The following is an 18,392-nucleotide window of genomic DNA, read 5'->3' as shown; positions in this document are numbered from 1 at the left end:
CGCTCAGATATCCGCATCATCCAGTCCGCCACGGCGCAGACGCTCCATGGCTTCCAGCCGCGCCTGCAATCTCTGCCACTGGCTGGTATCTCCCGTTTTTTCCGAAAAAAAACGGGCCACATCGTCCGTAACCTCACGTATGAACTGGTCACGGTACAGCAAGCCATAAAAATGCCACCATCGTGTTCTGGCGGCAACAGTCTCCACATCTCCATGGCTCAGGCCCGTGCCATCAACACGCATGAGAGGCGCCAGAGTTGCCGCCTGCCCATGTTCTTCCAGCCATGTCCGCAGGTCATCCCCCGTCTGGGGCAGACGCCCATCGGCCGACAGGTCCAGCAGCACACCACGCAATGGCGCAAAATCTACCGGTAAGTCAAGGCGGCACAAGGCTTCTTCCATTTCCTGCACCAGTTGTGGATGCTCCACGAGCAGCAGCAGCATCAGCCGTTGCAGTTCCCGCTCGTGGTTCATGTCCACTGTATGCGAATCCCGCACAGCGCCCTGTGTGGCAAACGCCTGCGCCCCACCCTTCTGCCGCCCACGCCCCTGCTGGCGGAAGGTGGCAAAAAAACGGTCTAGCAGCGTAACCCGGTATTCTGCGGCAAGAGCTTTGTCTGGAATAAGGGCTGCAACGTCGCTCAGCCTGCGCCGCAGGGCGGCCCTTTCCTCCGGCCCCGGATTGCTTATGCCCCCCACCAGCAGATCAAACAGCACGTTCGACAGAGGGGCCGCTCCGGCAAAAAGCTCTGCCACAAAGGGCGCGCCACGCTGGCGAACCAGACTGTCGGGGTCCTCACCATCTGGTAGCAGACAGATGCGCAGGCTGTGCTCTGGCGCCAGCAGGGGCAGGCCGGTTTCCGCCGCTTTGACAGCCGCCCTCCGACCCGCGCCATCGCCATCAAAACACAGGATAGGCGCACGGTCGACCTGCCACAGCACCTCCATCTGTTCAGGGGTCAGCGCCGTGCCAAGTGGCGCCACCGCCCCCGTAAAACCAGCCTGATGCAGGGCTATGACGTCCATATACCCTTCCACCACAATCAGGTCCGGGGCTGCCATTCCTCTGGGCCTTAGCGCACGCACGGCCGCGCGCGCACGGTCCAGACCGAACAGCAGCCTGCGCTTGGAAAAAAGTGGGGTTTCCGGCCCATTCAGGTATTTGGGCTGCCCATCGCCCAGAATACGCCCCCCAAAAGAGACAAGCCGCCCCTTGCGGTCACGTATGGGAAAAGTCACGCGGCCCCAGAACAGCTCGCCCTTGGGGCGGCCATCCTCGTCCACGCGCATTAGCCCCGCTTCGGCCATCTGCTCAGGGGTAATGCCCTGCGGGGCCAGCGCCTCCACCAGATGCCCGCGCCCTGCGCTGGCCCAGCCAAGCCCAAAGGCGGCAATGGTCTCCCGCGTTAAGCCCCGCCCGAGCAGGTAGTCCAGCCCGGCACGCCCCTCGGGCCTGTAAAGGGCTGCTGACCACACTGCCTGAGCAGCCTCAAGCACATCCTCCAGCGAGCGCGCACGGGCCACCTCCTCCCGCGTGGTGCGGGTGTCTTTTGGCACCTCCATGCCTGCGGCCGTGGACAATTCCTCCACCGCCTCGGGGAAGTTCTTGCCCTCCATCTGCATGACAAAGGAGATCACATCCCCATGCACCCCGCAGCCGAAGCAGTGAAAGTGGTCGTCATACACATAAAACGAGGGCGTTTTTTCCCCGTGGAAGGGGCAGCAGCCTTTCCAGTTCCGGCCTGAGCGGGCGAGTTTGACCCTGCGCCCGATAACAGACGTTATGGGCGTGCGCGCGCGCAGTTCGTCCAGAAAATTGGAATCAATGGCCATATGCCGCGCGCCGCCCCGCCGCCTAGCCCAGCAGCGCCTTTACGGCGGCACTCGCGCGGCTCATGTCCAGAGCTGCACCAAAGCGGCCTTTGAGCACACCCATGACCTTGCCCATATCCTTCATGGACGCGGCACCGGTAGAGGCAACAGCTTCCTTGACTGCTGCGGCCAGAGTGGCCTCATCCAGCTCAGGGGGCAGGTAGCCACGGATCACCGCAATTTCGGCCTCTTCCTTGTCCGCCAGTTCGGGGCGTCCGGCATCGCGGTACAACGTGGCGGATTCCGTGCGGGACTTGATCATGCCGCGCAGGGCGGAAATACCGTCCTCCTCGCTCAGCCCTTCCTGCCCCTTTGCACGGCCTGCGATTTCCACATCCTTGAGTTTGGCCGTTACCATGCGGATGGTTGCAACCCGGGCACTTTCTCCCGCCTTCATTGCGGTTTTCAGGTCTGCCATCAGGCTTTCACGAAGGGTCATGCTTCTCTACACTCCATATCCGTATTACAGTCTTGCCGTCGTTGAGCACCATATCACCCGGCGGCGCAAAAAAGACCACGCCTAAAGACAGACGCTGGAATGTGGCGATAAATCCCCATATGGGAAAAAACTTCCCACACACCCCGCGCACCCCGCCCCCTGAGTGGGAAATTTCTTCCCACCTCCGTGACATGCTGCTAAAAGAGCATCTGGAGGAGGAACCATCTTGCCCATGCCCATGTCAATCGACTCCATTATCGCCCGCATTGGCGGCCCGGAGGCCACGGCGCGGCTGACCGGCGTTGGCACCGAGGCCATTCGCAAATGGCGACAGGCGCAGGCCATTCCCTCCCGCCATTGGCCTGCCATTGCACAGGCCACGGGTCTTTCCCTTCAGGACCTTCAGCCCACCCCCGCAGTTACAGACAGACCCTCCCCCCTTGCGGGAGGCAGCCAGACAGGATCATCCATGCCTCAAGCCCGCCCGGATGGCGCGACCGCCGCTCTTGTTCTCGCAGATGGCAGCGTATTGTGGGGGAAAGGCTTTGGCGCCTTCACACCCAAGCCCGCCATTGGGGAAATCTGCTTTTCCACCGGCATGACCGGGTATCAGGAAACCCTGACCGACCCCTCCTTTGCCGGGCAGATCATCACCTTTACCTTTCCGCATGTTGGCAATGTCGGCACAAACGCGCTGGATGATGAGGCCGCACGCCCCGCAGCCCTTGGTCTGGTGGTCAAGGAAGACCCGACCGAACAGGCCAACTGGCGCGCCACCAGCAGCCTGGATGCGTGGCTCAAGCAGCACGGCACCCCCGGCATTGCCGGTGTGGACACCCGCAGCCTGACGCTGAAAATCCGCGATGGCGGTGCGCAGACCGCAGCTCTTGTCTTCCCCGCCGATGGCAGGTTTGATCTGGACGCCATTGCTGCCGAAGTGGCCGCATGGCCGGGGCTGGAAGGCATGGACCTTGCCAAGGAAGTCACCTGCGCCGCCCCCTATACGTGGTCCGAGGGTGTATGGTCATGGCCGGACAACACCGCCGCCCCCACAGGCAAGCGCCGCAAGGTTGTGGCAGTGGACTACGGTGCAAAACGCAACATCCTGCGCTGCCTTGTCAGTGCCGGGTGCGACGTAACCGTAGTGCCCGCCACCACCACGGGTGAGCAGATTCTCGCACTCAAGCCCGAAGGGGTGTTCCTCTCCAACGGTCCGGGCGATCCGGCGGCGACGGCAAGCTATGCCGTGCCTGCCATCCGCACCGTGCTGGAAGCGGGCATACCGCTGTTTGGCATCTGCCTTGGCCACCAGCTGCTGGCACAGGCACTGGGCGCCAAAACCTACAAGATGGAACGCGGCCACCGCGGCGCCAACCAGCCCGTGCAGGACCTTGCAACCGGCAAGGTGGAAATTACCAGCCAGAACCACGGCTTTGCCGTGGACGCAGCAACCCTGCCCGAAGATGCGCATGTCACCCACATCAGCCTTTTTGATGGCTCGAACGAGGGACTGGCGTCCGACAAATACGCAGCGTTTTCCGTGCAGTACCACCCCGAGGCAAGCCCCGGCCCGTCCGACAGCTTCTATCTGTTCGAACGCTTTGTCACCCTGATCGACACCAACGGCGTCAAACACTAACAGGACCGAACGCATCATGCCCAAACGGACAGACATCCGCTCCATCCTCATCATCGGCGCCGGTCCCATTGTTATCGGTCAGGCGTGCGAATTCGACTATTCCGGCGCGCAGGCCTGTAAGGCCCTGCGGGAGGAAGGGTACCGGGTCATTCTGGTCAATTCCAACCCCGCCACCATCATGACCGACCCCGGCCTTGCGGACGCCACTTATGTGGAACCGATTACGCCAGAAGTGGTCGAGCGCATTATCCTTAAGGAAAAACCCGATGCGGTGCTGCCCACCATGGGCGGGCAGACAGCGCTGAACACGGCCATGGCGCTGCATGCTTCGGGCTTTCTGGAAAAGCATAATGTCGAGCTGATCGGTGCCAAGGCCGATGTGATCGACCGCGCCGAAGACCGCCAGAAGTTCCGCGAGGCCATGGACGCCATTGGCATTGAAAGCCCGCGCAGCTTTATTGCCCACACGCTGGCCGAAGCGCACGAGGCACTCAAGCAGATTGGCTTCCCCACCATTATCCGCCCCTCCTTTACCATGGGTGGCTCAGGTGGCGGCATTGCCTATAACCGCGAAGAATTCGAGCGGATTGTCCTCTCCGGCCTTGATGCCTCGCCCACCACGGAAGTGCTGGTCGAAGAGTCCGTACTGGGCTGGAAAGAGTACGAAATGGAAGTTGTGCGCGACACGGCGGACAACTGCATTATCATCTGCTCGATCGAGAACATCGACCCCATGGGGGTACATACGGGTGACTCCATTACGGTCGCCCCGGCCCTGACGCTGACCGACAAGGAATACCAGCGGCTGCGTGATGCCTCTCTGGCCTGCCTGCGGGCCATCGGGGTGGAAACCGGCGGCTCCAACGTGCAGTTCGGCATCAACCCCGTTGATGGCCGCATGGTGGTGATCGAGATGAACCCCCGCGTCTCGCGCTCCTCAGCACTGGCCTCCAAGGCAACGGGCTTCCCCATTGCCAAGGTCGCAGCCAAGCTGGCCGTGGGCTACACGCTGGATGAGCTGAAGAACGACATCACACGCACAACGCCTGCGTCCTTCGAGCCGACAATCGACTATGTTGTCGTCAAGATCCCGCGCTTTACGTTTGAAAAATTCCCCGGCGCACCCGCCCTGCTCTCCACGTCCATGAAGTCGGTTGGCGAGGCCATGGCCATTGGCCGTTCCTTCCCCGAAGCGCTGCAAAAAGGCCTGCGCTCCATGGAAACCGGCCTGTATGGGCTGGACCCGGTGGAAGTCCCCGGTGATGGCGGGGAAGACGCTTTCCGTGCTGCACTCTCCCAGCCGCGGCCGGAACGTATTCTCATGGCTGCGCAGGCGCTGCGCTCGGGTCTGTCGGTCGAGGCCATTCACGAGGCCTGCAAGTTTGAACCGTGGTTCCTGCGTGAGATGGAAAAAATCATCCGCGCCGAGCGTGACGTGGAACACCACGGCCTGCCCAAAGACGCACAGGGCCTGCGCCGCCTCAAAGCACTTGGCTTCTCCGACGTGCAGCTCTCCCGCCTGTCCGGCACCCAGCCGGAGGAAGTGGCCAAGCTCCGGGCAGAAGCAGGCGTAAACCCTGTTTACCGCCGGATCGACACCTGCGCGGGCGAGTTCGCCTCCGCAACACCGTATATGTATTCCAGCTACGAAGGGCATTTTGCCCCTCCGGTCTGTGAATCCAACCCGACGGATCGGGAAAAGATCATCATCCTCGGTGGTGGCCCCAACCGTATTGGTCAGGGGATCGAGTTTGACTACTGCTGTGTTCATGCCGCCTACGCCCTGCGTGAGGCCGGGTATGAGACCATTATGGTCAACTGTAACCCCGAGACGGTCTCCACCGACTATGACACGTCCGACCGGCTGTATTTTGAACCGCTGACGGCAGAAGATGTCATTGCCCTGATCCGCTGCGAACAGCGTAACGGTACGGTCAAGGGCTGCATTGTGCAGTATGGCGGGCAGACCCCGCTCAAGCTCTCCCGCGCACTGGAAGCCGCAGGCATTCCGCTGCTGGGCACCCCGGCTGACGCCATTGACCGTGCAGAAGACCGCGAGCGCTTCCAGGCCATGCTGCACAAGCTCGGCCTGCGCCAGCCCGAAAACGGTATTGCCCGCAGCCCCGAAGAGGCCGAGGCCGTGGCCGAACGCGTGGGCTACCCTGTGGTTGTCCGCCCATCCTACGTGCTGGGTGGCCGGGCGATGGAAATTGTGTATGACCGTGCCTCCCTCCAGCGTTACATGCGTGACGTGCTGCGGGTCGCAGGGCATGAAATTTCCTCCGGCCCCATCCTGCTTGACCGCTACCTGAACGAGGCGATCGAGGCGGATGTGGACTGCATTGCCGACGGCACGGATGTGTACGTGGCCGGGGTAATGGAACACATTGAGGAAGCGGGCATTCACTCGGGCGACAGCGCATGCGCCCTTCCGCCCTACACGCTCTCCCCCGCCATTGTGACCGAACTCAAGGCCCAGACCGAGGCCATGGCGCGCGAGCTTGGTATTGTGGGGCTGATGAACGTCCAGTACGCAATCAAGGATCAGGAGATCTTTGTGCTGGAGGTCAACCCGCGTGCCTCGCGCACCGTGCCGTTCGTGGCCAAGGCAACGGGGGTTCCCGTAGCCAAAATTGGCGCACGGGTCATGGCGGGCAGCAAGCTGAGCGGCTTTAATCTGGACGACCGGGCGGTTGTGCCGCATGTGGCGGTCAAGGAAGCCGTGTTCCCCTTCAACCGCTTTGCGGAAGTAGACACCATTCTTGGGCCAGAAATGCGCTCCACGGGTGAGGTCATGGGGCTGGATACCTCCTTTGAGCGTGCCTTTGCCAAGTCCCAGCTTGGGGCGGGTGTACGCCTGCCCATGAGTGGTACGGTGTTCTTGTCCGTGCGTGAGAGCGACAAGCCGCAACTGCCCCCGCTGGGCCGCCTGCTGGCCTCCATGGGCTTTAAAATCGTGGCGACACGGGGCACGGCGCGCAAGCTGCGTGAGTCCGGCATTGAAGTGAGCGTGGTCAACAAGGTGCTTGAAGGACGCCCGCACTGCGTGGACGCCATCCGCTCGGGCGAAGTGCAGATGGTCATCAACACCGCACAGGGTGCGCAGTCGGTTGCCGACAGTTTTGACATCCGCCGTTCCGCCCTTGTGCTGGGTATTCCGCACTACACCACCATGGCGGGCGCACGTGCTGCAATCCATGCTATTGCGGCAATGCGCGAAGGACCGCTTGATGTTGCGCCACTTCAGTCATACTTTAGTGGTTCGTTCTGAACACTGGGGGTAGCCTGACCGGCTGCCCCTTACGTTCCATGCCGGGCCAAACCCCACGAGTGTGAGGCGTCACCCGACGCGACTATTGCTGTAACTACCGCGCCGGGCCAGCAGGTCCGGCAGCTTTTATTCTGGGGACACGTCTTGCAGAAAACTCCAATGACGGGCAAGGGCCTGCTTCAGCTTGAAGATGAGCTGCGCAAGCTGAGATCAGAAGAACGCCCTGCTGTTATCCGCGCCATTGCGGAAGCCCGCAGCCACGGCGACCTTTCAGAAAATGCCGAATACCACGCCGCGCGCGAGCGCCAGTCCTTTATTGAAGGGCGTATTCAGGAGCTGGAAGAGCTGATCTCCACCGCCGAGGTGATCGAACCTTCCTCCCTGTCTGGCAGCCATATCAAATTTGGTGCAACCGTATGCCTTGTTGACGAGGATACGGACAAGGAAATCACCTACCAGATCGTTGGCCTGCACGAGGCGGACATCAAACAGAGCAAGATTTCCATCTCATCCCCGCTCGCCAAGTCGCTTATTGGCAAGCAGGAAGGCGATACCGTATCTGTTCCCGCCCCCGGTGGTGACAGAACTTACGAAATCCTGTCCGTCAAATTTATCTGACATGATCTCTTTCGACGACGTTACCGCCGCGGCAAAGCGTATTCAGGGCCGTGTTCTCCGCACGCCCACAGTGCCCTCCCACGCGCTATCACGCGCAACGGGGGCGGAGATTACGCTCAAGCTGGAGAACCTTCAGGCTGTTGGTTCCTTCAAGGAGCGCGGGGCTGCCAACAAGCTGGCCCTGCTGACCCCGGAGGAGCGCGCACGCGGTGTTATAGCCGTATCGGCTGGCAACCACGCACAGGGGGTTGCCCGCCATGCCAGCCTGCTGGGTATTGACGCGGTTATTGTCATGCCCAAGTTCACCCCCGCAGGCAAAGTGGTGCGTACGCGCAACTGGGGCGCACGCGTGGTGCTTGAAGGGGAGAGCTTTGCCGAAGCGCTGATGTTCGCACAGGACCTTCAGGCGCGCGAAGGCCGCACGTTTGTACATCCGTATGATGATGCTGCGGTTATGGCGGGGCAAGGCACCTGCGCGCTGGAACTGCTGGAAGATGCAGGGGAGCTGGACATGCTGGTGGCCCCCATTGGGGGGGGCGGCCTGCTGTCTGGCTGTGCTGTGGCGGCCCGCACCATGCGCCCGAACATGGAGCTGATTGGTGTTCAGGTTGAATCCTTCGATTCCCTCGCCGCCTTTCCCGGCCCTGCAACGCACCCCAATGGTGGCTCCACCATTGCCGAAGGCATTGCCGTGCTCCAGATTGGCAGGCAGACGGACGAGGTTATTCGCAAGCAGGTGGACAAGGTTCTTGTCGTCTCCGAATGTGCGATCGAAAACGCCATTACCCTGCTGGCAGAAGGTGCCAAACAGGTCAGCGAGGGCGCAGGTGCTGCAGCCCTTGCCGCTGTGCTGACCTACCCCGACCTGTTCCGTGGCAAAAAGGTCGCCCTCCCCATTTCTGGCGGAAATATTGACAGCCGCATTCTGGCCAACACGCTGCTGCGTGCCATGCTGCGGGATGGACGCATCCTGCGCCTGATTATGGAAATTCCCGACCGGCCGGGTGTGCTGGCCGATATTTCCAAAACCATTGGGGAGGCGGGCGGCAACATTATCGAGGTCTCACACCAGCGGCTCTTTGCCGCCCCCTCCGTGCAGGCAGCGCAGCTTGAAGTCATGATCGAGGCGCGCGACCCCGAACATGCAGCGCTGATTACCAAGGCCCTTGGTCTGTCCTACATCGTACGCAGAGCCTGAGCGCGTTACCCGCTTTGCCATATTGGCCCTGCAACGGGGTGGTGGACACTGTTCCACCACCCCGTTTTCATATCCACCCCAACCCGCTCTGTGACCTCTTTATCTTCCCTGCGTTTTGGTGGCATTATTCCACCACAACCCAAAAAACATAAAAAAATGAGGTCCAACGCCATGCCATCTCCCCGCCCCCCCCACAAGCGCACTGCTATGCTGGTCATTCTTGACGGATTTGGCTGGCGTGAAGACTCGTCGGACAATGCTGTGCATCTGGCCAGAACCCCCAGTTTTGACCGGCTATGGCATAATAACCCGCACAGCTTTTTGCGCACGAGCGGGGAAGATGTGGGGCTACCGGACGGGCAGATGGGCAACTCGGAGGTCGGGCACCTCAACATCGGGGCCGGTCGGGTGGTCATGCAGGAACTCCCCCGCATTTTTGCGGCTATTGAGGATGGATCTCTGGCGCGCAACCCAGCACTGACCGATTTTATTGCCGCACTCAAAAAAACCGGCGGCACCTGCCACCTTATGGGGCTTATCTCCGCGGGGGGTGTACATTCACATCAGGACCATGCAGCAGCCCTTGCCCGTATTGTCAGCGATGCCGGGGTCCCTGTAGCCCTCCATCTGTTTACCGATGGCCGTGACACGGCACCCCGTTCAGCCGCCAACTACCTGCAACAGCTCCGGGCTGCACTCCCTTCTGCCGTGCAGCTTGCCACCATTTCCGGCCGCTATTACGCCATGGACCGCGACAAACGCTGGGACCGGGTGGAAAAAGCCTATAACGCCCTGCTCAGCGCAACAGGCCCTCAGGCACAAAGCCCCGAGGAGGTTATCAGTGCGGCCTACGCGCAGGATGTATCGGACGAATTTATCCTCCCCACCGTGCTGACCGGCTACACTGGCATGCACGATGGAGACGGTATTCTCTCCTTCAACTTCCGCGCGGACCGCATCCGCCAGTTGATGGACGCCATGCTTGAGCCGGATTTTAACGGCTTTGCCCGCAGCAAGGTTGTGCACTTTGCCGCAGCCCTTGCCATGACCCATTACAGCGATGCGCTGGCCGCCCGCATGACCGTGCTGTTCCCGCCGGAGGAACTGACCAACCTGCTGGGCGAGGTGGTTGCTCAGGCCGGGCTGCGCCAGCTCCGTATGGCCGAGACCGAAAAATACCCCCATGTCACCTACTTCATGAACGGTGGACGTGAAAACCTGTTTGAAGGTGAGGACCGTATTCTCGTCCCCTCCCCCAAAGTGGCCACCTATGACCTGCAACCCGAAATGTCGGCCCCTGAGCTGACGGACAAAGCCGTGGCCGCCATTAAAAGCGGCACATACGACCTGATTGTCCTCAACTTTGCCAACCCGGACATGGTCGGCCACACCGGGGTACTGGCCGCAGCCATTACCGCAGTAGAAGCCGTGGATACCGGGCTGGGCCGCATTGCCCAGGCACTGGAGGAAGAACAGGGTGTTCTGCTGGTCACCGCCGACCACGGTAACTGCGAAACCATGAAAGACCCCCAGACAGGCGGCCCACACACGGCGCATACCCTCAACCTTGTGCCGTTTATTGTCGCAGGCAGCCATGCCACAAAACTGCATGATGGTGGCAAGCTGGCAGACCTTGCCCCTACCTTGCTGGATATTATGGACCTGCCCAAACCTGCGGAAATGACAGGCCAGTCCCTGCTTGAACACTAAATGACCCGCCGCCCGCCCCTGACCCGCATCCCCCTGCGCCGCATGACCATGGGTCGCAAAGGGGGGTGGGCTGTACTGCTGGTGGGGAGTATGGCTGTGGCGTCACACTCCCCACTGGCATGGAGTGCTGAGCACAAGGGCGGGACTAGCGCCACGACCACCCGGCAGACACAATCTGTCCCCACACATAAAAAACGCCATACCCCACGGCGGGGCACACAGGCGGTGGCTGGCACGGCCGATACGCCCCCCTCCCCCGCTGGCCCGCAACCCCGCTCGGTCCAGCAGGCACAGGCAGCGGTAGCGGCCGCACACGCACGGCACGCCGCCATGGAAATGGAAAAAGCCAAGCAGGCAGGCGCCATTGAGGCCTCACGCCTTAAAAATGAAGCCGCTCAGGCTGCCGCCACACAGGCCAGCACGCAGGCACAAGCACTGTCTGCTGCAACCATTGCCGCCACCAGTCAGCTACAGGATACGGAACAGCAGATATCTGACCTGAGTGATCGCATTGGCACAATCCGTGACGAACAGCGCACCCTGCAAACCACCCTGCACACCAGCGCCCGCGCTCTTGGCCCCATTCTGCCACTAGCCGAGCGCCTGTCGCTTTATCCATCCGACACGCTACTGGCTGCACCTGTGCCGCAGGGGGATGCGGTCACCGGATTTTTGATCCTGCGCGGCCTTTCACGCCAGATGGAGGTGCAGGCTCAGGCCATGCGCACCCAGCAGGCACGCCTGAGCGCTGTGGATGCAGACCTTTCGGCCCAGTACGCAACGCTTGCCCAGCTCAAGCAGACCCAGAGCCAACAGCGTGACACGGTGCGCCAGCAGGCAGCCCGCGCCCGCATTGCCCAGCAGCAGGCCAGCAGGGCAGCACAGAATACGGCACAGCAGCTCCTTGCCGCGACCCAGCGCGCATCCAGCCTGCAGGACGCCATTGCCCGACTGGATGCGCTGGAAGATAACGCACGCACTGCCCTGCAGCACGAAATTGCCGCCGCCGAACAGGCCCATCAGGCTGAACGCGCACAGGCAGCCCGAAGGCAGCAGGCCACACTCAACCAGCAAGAAGGACCCGGCCTTGCCGAACGCAGCGCAGGCACGGGGGCGCAACCCGTGGCGGGCAGGCTGGTCTCTGGCTGGGGCGTCGCCAGCGATTCCGGCCCCACAACCGGCATGACCTACCGCACACCGCCGGGTGCAAGTGTACGTGCCCCATGCTCTGGCAGCGTGGATTTTGCCGGGGCATTCCGCAGCTACGGGCAGATGGTGATTTTGAACTGCGGCAGGCGCTACCGCTTTATTCTTGCTGGCCTTTCGGAACTGAGTGTGGATACCGCACAGAGTTTGACAAAAGGCGCGCCACTGGGACACATGAGTGCAACAGGGAATGCGTCCACACTGTTCATTCAGTTACGTAACGGACAAAAAACCATCAACCCCGCGCCATTTCTGTAAAGAGTGGGGCGGGTTGCGCGTGCTGGCTGTTCCCCTTCGTTGCGGAACACGCTAGTCTTGCGCAGTATGCCGCCATGCTCGGGCATGGCTGGCCGCGCGGTCGCCCAGACTGGCGCCCGTATTTGAAAAGACAGGAAGCACAAGCGCACGGGCCAAGGCCCTGCGACAGGAGACAAGATCGCATGAAGTTCCGCACAGGTCTGATGCTCGGCGCCGCAGCCATGACCGGCCTTGCCCTGACTTTTCACCCCGGACACAATAATGGCGCGGGATTGCTTGGCACACCGGCGCGGGCGGAAAGCGCCACAACGGACGCCTCCCCCACCACCAACCATGCGGAAACCTACCGCCTGCTGACCCTGTTTGGCACGGTGCTGGATCTGGTCCGGGCCGACTATGTTGAGCCTGTTTCCGACCGGGACCTGATTACCAACGCCCTGAACGGCATGCTCAGCGGTCTGGACCCCCACAGCTCATACATGACGCAAAAACAGTATGACGACATGATGGTCCAGATGAAGGGCGAATTTGGCGGTCTGGGTCTGGAGCTGCAACAGCAGGATGGCCATATCCGCGTTGTCTCCCCCATTGATGGCACACCGGGCTTTCGCGCGGGGATCAAGCCGGGCGATTACATTATTGCCGTGGATGGGCACACAATAGACGGCACCCCGCTGGACGAAGCGGTCAAGAGAATGCGGGGTAAGCCCAACACAAAAATTACCCTGACCCTTGTGCGTGAAAAAACACCCAAGCCCATTACGGTCACCCTGACGCGCGAGATCATCCACATTGATGTGGTCAAATCCGCCCTGTACGACCGGATTGGCTACCTGCGGATTGCCCAGTTCAACGAAACCACGGAAAAAGAACTGCTCAAGGGCTACAACACCCTCAAGCAGCAGGCCGGTGGCAAGCTGGGCGGGCTGGTGCTGGACCTGCGTAACGACCCCGGCGGCCTGCTTGATCAGGCGGTGGAAGTCTCCTCCAGCTTTATCCGCTCGGGCGAGATTGTCTCCACCCGCGCACGCCACCCCAAGGACAGCCAGCGCTGGGATGCGCATGGAACAGACATTACCGATGGCCTGCCCATGGTGGTGCTGATCAATGGCGGCTCGGCCTCTGCATCGGAGATCGTGTCTGGCGCCCTGCAGGACCACCACCGTGCCGTGCTGCTTGGCACGCGCAGCTTTGGCAAGGGGTCCGTGCAGTCCATTATCCCCATCCCCGGCAATGGTGCTGTCCGCCTGACCACCGCGCGGTATTACACCCCGTCTGGCCGCTCCATTCAGGCATTGGGCATTACCCCCGATATTGTGGTCAAGGAAACGCGTGAGGACCCCGGCTTCAGCCTGCGGGAGGCTGATCTGGAGCATATTCTCAAAAATCAGGGCGGCAACCAGACCAAGGCGCAGCCACGCACGGACCTGCCCGCCATTGCCAAGATCATTCCTGACCAGCCCCCTGCCAACTGGCCGGAGTTCGAATACAACAAACCCGGTACGGACTTCCAGCTACAGGAAGGTCTGCGGGTTGTACGCTCCATGGCTGGCCTGCCAGCACCCGACCCCACGGCATCCCTGCCGCCACTCAAGCCCGCAGCCAAAACTGACTGTGCGGCGCATAACTAACACGGAGCAGGGATAAGACAGTGGCCATGCAGAATTCCACCCTATGGCAGCAGCTTCCGGCCAATGGCCGGTTGTTCATCCGCTTTTGGGGGGGCTGCCTTGCGGCAACCTCTGCACTGGCCCTGACCCTGCAGATCATGGGGCCACCCCACCTGATTGCAGGGGGGGATGATATTGATACCGTAGCCCAAAGCGGCAGCCGGGCAGATGGTACGGGGGGGCATCTGGTTAACATTCCCCCTCCGCAGGCCGCTCTGCTTGAAAAAAGCCCCGGACCGGGGGGCTTCCCCCTCCCCATTCGTGGGGCGCATGGTGCTTTGCCACGGCAGGTATACGCCGCACCACCTGTGGAAGTGCCCCCCGGCACCCCCATGGTTGCGCTGCTGGTTGACGGTGTTGGCCAGTCCGAAGACCTGACCAAGGATGCCATAGCCGCACTCCCCGGTCAGGTGTCGCTCGCCGTATCACCTTATGTGGCGGACCCGGACGCCATTATGGAGGCCGCCCGCCAGCACCAGCATGAACTCCTGCTCTCCCTGCCCATGCAGGGGGATGCAGACAAACCCGCCAATGGCAGCAAGGACAGCCCGAGCAATAGCGAAGGCCCCAAAGCGCTGGGTGTTCTGCTCTCTGCCAAACAGAATATGGACAACCTCAACTGGTCCCTCTCCCATCTGGCGGGGTATGTGGGTGTCACCAATGCTTTTGACGGGCAAAATGGCGGCGGCTTCCCCAATTCCAGCGGGTTCAAGTCCATTCTGGCAACATTGGACCAGCGCGGCCTGCTGTACCTGAACGCAACACCACAAACACATCTGGACAGCAGCAATGCCGTTGGCACGGCGGATGTGAGCATCAACACCGACGAAGATATTGTTAATATTGATATCCAGTTGCTCAAACTCCAGCAGCTTGCCCGCCAGAACGGGCGCGCCATAGGGGTGCTTGGTCCCTTACGCCCCGTAGCACTGGCCTGCCTGCGGGCATGGCTGCCACATCTCAAGGACGTTGGCATAACGCTTGTGCCAGTTAGCCAGCTTATTCTGCCGCCCGACCCGGCCAGCCTGCCCCCACCAGCCAGCAATGGCCAGATGCGCGTCAACCTTTCCAACACCGCCCCCCGCATGATGGGAGGCAACCACTAATGCCGGTTGACCCGACAACCCTGCCCTACCGCCCCAACGTGGGTGCACTGATTTTTAACGCGGATGGCCATGTGCTGATTGCCCGACGCACCGACATGCCCGGTGCAGGTGGCCCACTGACCCAAGGCACATGGCAGTGCCCACAGGGCGGCATAGACGATGGGGAAGACCCGCATACCGCTGTCCTGCGTGAAGTGGGGGAGGAACTTGGCACAGAGCATGTTCGCATTCTGGCTGAACACCCGGAATGGATACAGTATGACCTGCCTGCCGCACTGATCGGCAAAGCCCTTGGCGGGCGTTACCGTGGGCAGACACAAAAATGGTTTGCCCTGCGCTTTACCGGCACGGAAGCTGATATCTGCCTGAACCGCCACCTCCCTGCTGAATTTGATGCATGGATGTGGGTGGAACTGGCATCTCTGCCCGAACAGTCTGTTGGTTTTAAAAAACCGATTTATGAACAGTTGGTCCGCGCATTCAGCCACTTTGCAGTGCCGGGCTGACACACCGGGGCAGCACTCGCCCAAAAAATACCACCGCTACAAAACAAAAAACCACCTGCGGGAAGGCAAAGTGCCCTCCGGCAGGTGGTTTTTTAATACACAACGGCAGTACCCGCTTTAATGCGCGCCCTTGGCCTTGCCATCCCCACGGATGGGGGAGAGCAAAAAGCACAGCGGCACACACAGGAACGCGCCGATCCCCAAAATCATGAAGACCTCATTATAGGACAGCATGGCCACCTGCCGCGAGAATTCCTTAAAAAGCGCGTGCTGGGCTACAGAATCTGCCAGTCCCTCTGGCGCACCCCGCGCGGTTGCCGCCTGCCTGACCTGATCCTGATACGCATTGAACGGCTGATGGAAGGGTGTCATCCAGTGCACCATATAGGCTTGGTGCGCCTGTTTGCGCTCGGTCAGCAAGGCCGTTGCGCCCGAAATGGCCAAAGACCCCAACACGTTACGCGCCATGCTGAACAGGGCCGAGGCATCGGGGTTCAACCGCTCGGGAATGGTGGAATAGGCGATGGTTGAAAGTGGAACAAACAGGAAGGCAAGGCAGGCTGTCTGGCTCATGCGGTAAAGCATAAGATGCCTAAAATCCAGCAAAGGCAGCAATTGGGCTGAATAGAACAGCGCTACACCCATAAGGCCAAAGCCTATGGCAATCACGTTGCGTACGCTGGTCAATGTCATCAACTTGCCCACAACGGGAATCAGCACGATCACGGCAATCCCGCCGGGGGAGAGCAGCAGGCCGGACAGGGTTGCGGTGTAGCCCATGACCTGCTGGGCAAACTGCGGCACCACAATGGCCGATGCATACAGCAGCGCGCCCATGGCCCCCATAAGAGCGGTACCCACGGCAAAATTGCGGTCTTTGAAAACACGCAGGTCCACTGCAGGCCGATCCGTGTGCAACAACCAGAAGACAGCCCCGGTAAGCCCCAGAAAAGCCAGAACACCCATAATGCGGATAAAGTTGGACCCAAACCAGTCCGCATCCTCCCCACGGTCCACCATGACCTCAAGGCAGCTAAAGCCAAGAGTAATCAGGCTAATGCCGATCACATCCACCGGGGCCTTCTGCTTTTGCGCCCATGGCGGGTCCTCCACCACGGTCATGACCCCAACAGTGGTCAAAAAACCAAACGGCACGTTAATGAAGAATATCCACCGCCATGAGAAGTTGTCGGTAATCCACCCCCCAAGGGTCGGGCCAATAACCGGGCCGACCACGGCGGCAATTGCTGTCAGCCCGAATGCCGCAGCCCGTTTGGCGGGGGGGAAGCTATCCAGAATAATGGATTGCTGGTTAGGCTGAAGCCCACCACCAAAAAAACCCTGCATCAGGCGGAACACAACCAGTTCGCCCAGACTTGTTGCCATCCCGCACAAAAAGGACGAGACGGTAAACATGGTAATGCAGATGAGAAAATAGCGTTTGCGACCAAACACTTTTCCCAACCAGCCCGAAATGGTGAGCACAATGCCGTTAGCGACCAGATAGGCCGTAAGCGTCCATGTTGAATCATCATACGTGCTGGACAGACTGCCCGCGATATGCGGGAGGGACACGTTGACAATGGTGGTGTCCAGAATTTCCATGAACGCGGCCATGGTCACCACAAAGGCCACGGTCCATGGGTTATATTTTGGCTTCCACCCTGCTGGCGCGTCGGCAGCCTGTGCGCTCATGGAGTAACCTGCCCGCTATTGTCCACGCCGCCACGCGGGGGAGCATCGGAGTGGCCTTGCGTGTCCACATGGACGGTTGGCTCAACAGACAGACCAAGGGCCAGCGGCTGGTCCGGGTCCAGACCATCATCAATCAGGATTTTAACCGGCACACGCTGCACGATCTTGACATAGTTGCCGGTCGCATTTTCAGGCGGGAAAGCGCTGAAGGTCGCCCCCGTGCCTTTTTGCAGCGAATCAATATGTCCATGCAGCTTCAGGCTTGGGTAGGCATCCACGTGGATGTCCACCTTCTGGCCCGGGCGCATTCTGGTTATCTGTGTTTCCTTGTAATTTGCCACAACCCAGACTTCTGGCTCTACAATGGCAAACAGGCTCTGCCCCTGACGGACGTAGTTGCCCTGCTCCACATTACGCTGGGATATCCAGCCGTCATGCGGGGCGCGGATAACAGTCCATTCCACATTCAGTGCAGCGGATACAAGGCTGGCCTGCGCCGCCTTGACCTGCGCCTCCTGCTGCGAAATCTGCACGGCTGCATTTTCAATATTCGGCTGGACGGGCTGAGCCATCTGCACCGTACCTTCGGCCGCCATGACCCGTGCCTGTGCCGCCTCCAGCGCAGCCTTTGCGTAATCTATATCCTGCTGGGAGGTTGCTGCACGTTCCACACCACGCTGGCGGCGGAAATCCGTTTGCGCCTTGAAGAGCTGGGCTCTGGCATCGGCCAGTTGCCCCTGCGCCTGCAACAGCCTACCGGGGAATTCCAGCAGTGCTACGCGGTGCATCATGTCACTTGCCTGTGCGGCAGCCTGTGCATTGGCCAGTTGTGCCGCGGCGCGGTCCTTCTGGGCCACCCAGTCACGCGGGTCAATCCGGGCCAGAATCTGCCCTTTGCGCACAAACTGGTTATCGTTCACCAGCAGTTCGGTCACGTAACCTTCCACATGCGGGGCAATGGTTACGGAGCGGCCTGCGGTAAAGGCATCGTCCGTTTCCACCTCATTACGGGTCATGAACCAGTACAGCCCGCCAGCCACTACCAGACAGCCAATAACGCCGGAAAGGATGACCTTGCCACGACTGCTTTTTTTGGCTGGCCCCCGTGGGGGGCTGGGCTCCTGCGCAGAGGATGGTGGTAAAGACTGTTCGCTATGGTCGTCGGCCATTCTGTTCCTTGCCCTCTCACACACGTCCTGCGCGG

The 18,392-nt window shown here is 60.8% G+C and carries 13 protein-coding genes; 9 read left to right on the top strand and 4 right to left on the bottom strand.

All coding sequences use genetic code 11. The annotated features are described in order from the left end of the window. Window positions 1-3: 3 nt before the first annotated feature. Window positions 4-1,833, bottom strand: coding sequence for a DNA primase (gene dnaG, locus HK26_RS03595; RefSeq protein ID WP_086638503.1), 1,830 nt, complete (start codon window positions 1,831-1,833; stop codon window positions 4-6). A 22-nt stretch (window positions 1,834-1,855) separates the two neighbouring features. Beyond that, window positions 1,856-2,311, bottom strand: coding sequence for a GatB/YqeY domain-containing protein (locus HK26_RS03590; RefSeq protein WP_025827195.1), 456 nt, complete (start codon window positions 2,309-2,311; stop codon window positions 1,856-1,858). Window positions 2,312-2,543: 232 nt separating this feature from the next. Between HK26_RS03590 and carA the strand changes: the two genes are divergently transcribed. From carA to HK26_RS03545, 9 genes are all read left to right on the top strand, one after another. After that, window positions 2,544-3,950 carry a glutamine-hydrolyzing carbamoyl-phosphate synthase small subunit gene (gene carA, locus HK26_RS03585; protein ID WP_086638502.1) on the top strand — a complete coding sequence of 469 codons (1,407 nt, stop codon included), beginning with the start codon at window positions 2,544-2,546 and terminating at the stop codon, window positions 3,948-3,950. Between the two features lie 16 nt (window positions 3,951-3,966). Beyond that, window positions 3,967-7,221: a carbamoyl-phosphate synthase large subunit gene (gene carB, locus HK26_RS03580; protein WP_086638501.1), complete on the top strand. Its 3,255-nt coding sequence runs from the start codon at window positions 3,967-3,969 to the stop codon at window positions 7,219-7,221. A 144-nt stretch (window positions 7,222-7,365) separates the two neighbouring features. Continuing rightward, window positions 7,366-7,839: a transcription elongation factor GreA gene (greA, locus tag HK26_RS03575; RefSeq protein WP_025827198.1), complete on the top strand. Its 474-nt coding sequence runs from the start codon at window positions 7,366-7,368 to the stop codon at window positions 7,837-7,839. Window position 7,840: 1 nt separating this feature from the next. Then, window positions 7,841-9,037 carry a threonine ammonia-lyase gene (locus HK26_RS03570; protein ID WP_086638500.1) on the top strand — a complete coding sequence of 399 codons (1,197 nt, stop codon included), beginning with the start codon at window positions 7,841-7,843 and terminating at the stop codon, window positions 9,035-9,037. A 156-nt stretch (window positions 9,038-9,193) separates the two neighbouring features. After that, complete coding sequence (gene gpmI, locus HK26_RS03565) at window positions 9,194-10,747, top strand: 2,3-bisphosphoglycerate-independent phosphoglycerate mutase (protein WP_374188210.1); 1,554 nt, start codon at window positions 9,194-9,196, stop codon at window positions 10,745-10,747. After that, complete coding sequence (locus HK26_RS03560; RefSeq protein ID WP_086638498.1) at window positions 10,748-12,211, top strand: murein hydrolase activator EnvC family protein; 1,464 nt, start codon at window positions 10,748-10,750, stop codon at window positions 12,209-12,211. It abuts the gene before it with no gap. A gap of 182 nt (window positions 12,212-12,393) precedes the next feature. Next, on the top strand, window positions 12,394-13,842 hold the full coding sequence (locus tag HK26_RS03555; RefSeq protein ID WP_086638497.1) for a S41 family peptidase: 1,449 nt from the start codon (window positions 12,394-12,396) through the stop codon (window positions 13,840-13,842). Between the two features lie 26 nt (window positions 13,843-13,868). Continuing rightward, entirely contained in the window at window positions 13,869-14,987 is a 1,119-nt protein-coding gene (locus HK26_RS03550) for a divergent polysaccharide deacetylase family protein (RefSeq protein ID WP_086638722.1), read from the top strand. Further along, window positions 14,987-15,493 carry an RNA pyrophosphohydrolase gene (locus tag HK26_RS03545; RefSeq protein WP_086638496.1) on the top strand — a complete coding sequence of 169 codons (507 nt, stop codon included), beginning with the start codon at window positions 14,987-14,989 and terminating at the stop codon, window positions 15,491-15,493. The genes HK26_RS03550 and HK26_RS03545 overlap by 1 nt, the downstream gene beginning before the upstream one ends. A 117-nt stretch (window positions 15,494-15,610) precedes the next feature. Here HK26_RS03545 and HK26_RS03540 read toward each other — a convergent pair whose 3' ends face one another. After that, entirely contained in the window at window positions 15,611-17,188 is a 1,578-nt protein-coding gene (locus tag HK26_RS03540; RefSeq protein WP_086638495.1) for a DHA2 family efflux MFS transporter permease subunit, read from the bottom strand. Further along, window positions 17,185-18,357 carry an HlyD family secretion protein gene (locus HK26_RS03535; RefSeq protein ID WP_086638494.1) on the bottom strand — a complete coding sequence of 391 codons (1,173 nt, stop codon included), beginning with the start codon at window positions 18,355-18,357 and terminating at the stop codon, window positions 17,185-17,187. Before HK26_RS03535 ends, HK26_RS03540 begins: the two co-directional genes overlap by 4 nt. Window positions 18,358-18,392: the final 35 nt, after the last annotated feature.

Origin of the sequence: Acetobacter okinawensis (genome assembly GCF_002153655.1) — a bacterium.
In the GTDB taxonomy this organism is placed as follows: domain Bacteria; phylum Pseudomonadota; class Alphaproteobacteria; order Acetobacterales; family Acetobacteraceae; genus Acetobacter; species Acetobacter okinawensis_A.
The sequence above is the reverse complement of the archived record's forward strand: the minus strand, read 5'-3'. Positions and strand labels throughout refer to the sequence as shown.

What these genes read in the sequence shown, in the direction of transcription:
- HK26_RS03540 (WP_086638495.1), bottom strand. Translation starts at nt 17,188, where the DNA reads ATGAGCGCACAGGCTGCCGACGCGCCAGCAGGGTGGAAGCCAAAATAT.
- HK26_RS03590 (WP_025827195.1), bottom strand. Translation starts at nt 2,311, where the DNA reads ATGACCCTTCGTGAAAGCCTGATGGCAGACCTGAAAACCGCAATGAAG.
- gpmI (WP_374188210.1), top strand. Translation starts at nt 9,194, where the DNA reads ATGAGGTCCAACGCCATGCCATCTCCCCGCCCCCCCCACAAGCGCACT.
- HK26_RS03555 (WP_086638497.1), top strand. Translation starts at nt 12,394, where the DNA reads ATGAAGTTCCGCACAGGTCTGATGCTCGGCGCCGCAGCCATGACCGGC.
- carB (WP_086638501.1), top strand. Translation starts at nt 3,967, where the DNA reads ATGCCCAAACGGACAGACATCCGCTCCATCCTCATCATCGGCGCCGGT.
- HK26_RS03545 (WP_086638496.1), top strand. Translation starts at nt 14,987, where the DNA reads ATGCCGGTTGACCCGACAACCCTGCCCTACCGCCCCAACGTGGGTGCA.
- HK26_RS03535 (WP_086638494.1), bottom strand. Translation starts at nt 18,357, where the DNA reads ATGGCCGACGACCATAGCGAACAGTCTTTACCACCATCCTCTGCGCAG.
- carA (WP_086638502.1), top strand. Translation starts at nt 2,544, where the DNA reads ATGCCCATGTCAATCGACTCCATTATCGCCCGCATTGGCGGCCCGGAG.
- dnaG (WP_086638503.1), bottom strand. Translation starts at nt 1,833, where the DNA reads ATGGCCATTGATTCCAATTTTCTGGACGAACTGCGCGCGCGCACGCCC.
- HK26_RS03560 (WP_086638498.1), top strand. Translation starts at nt 10,748, where the DNA reads ATGACCCGCCGCCCGCCCCTGACCCGCATCCCCCTGCGCCGCATGACC.
- HK26_RS03550 (WP_086638722.1), top strand. Translation starts at nt 13,869, where the DNA reads ATGCAGAATTCCACCCTATGGCAGCAGCTTCCGGCCAATGGCCGGTTG.
- HK26_RS03570 (WP_086638500.1), top strand. Translation starts at nt 7,841, where the DNA reads ATGATCTCTTTCGACGACGTTACCGCCGCGGCAAAGCGTATTCAGGGC.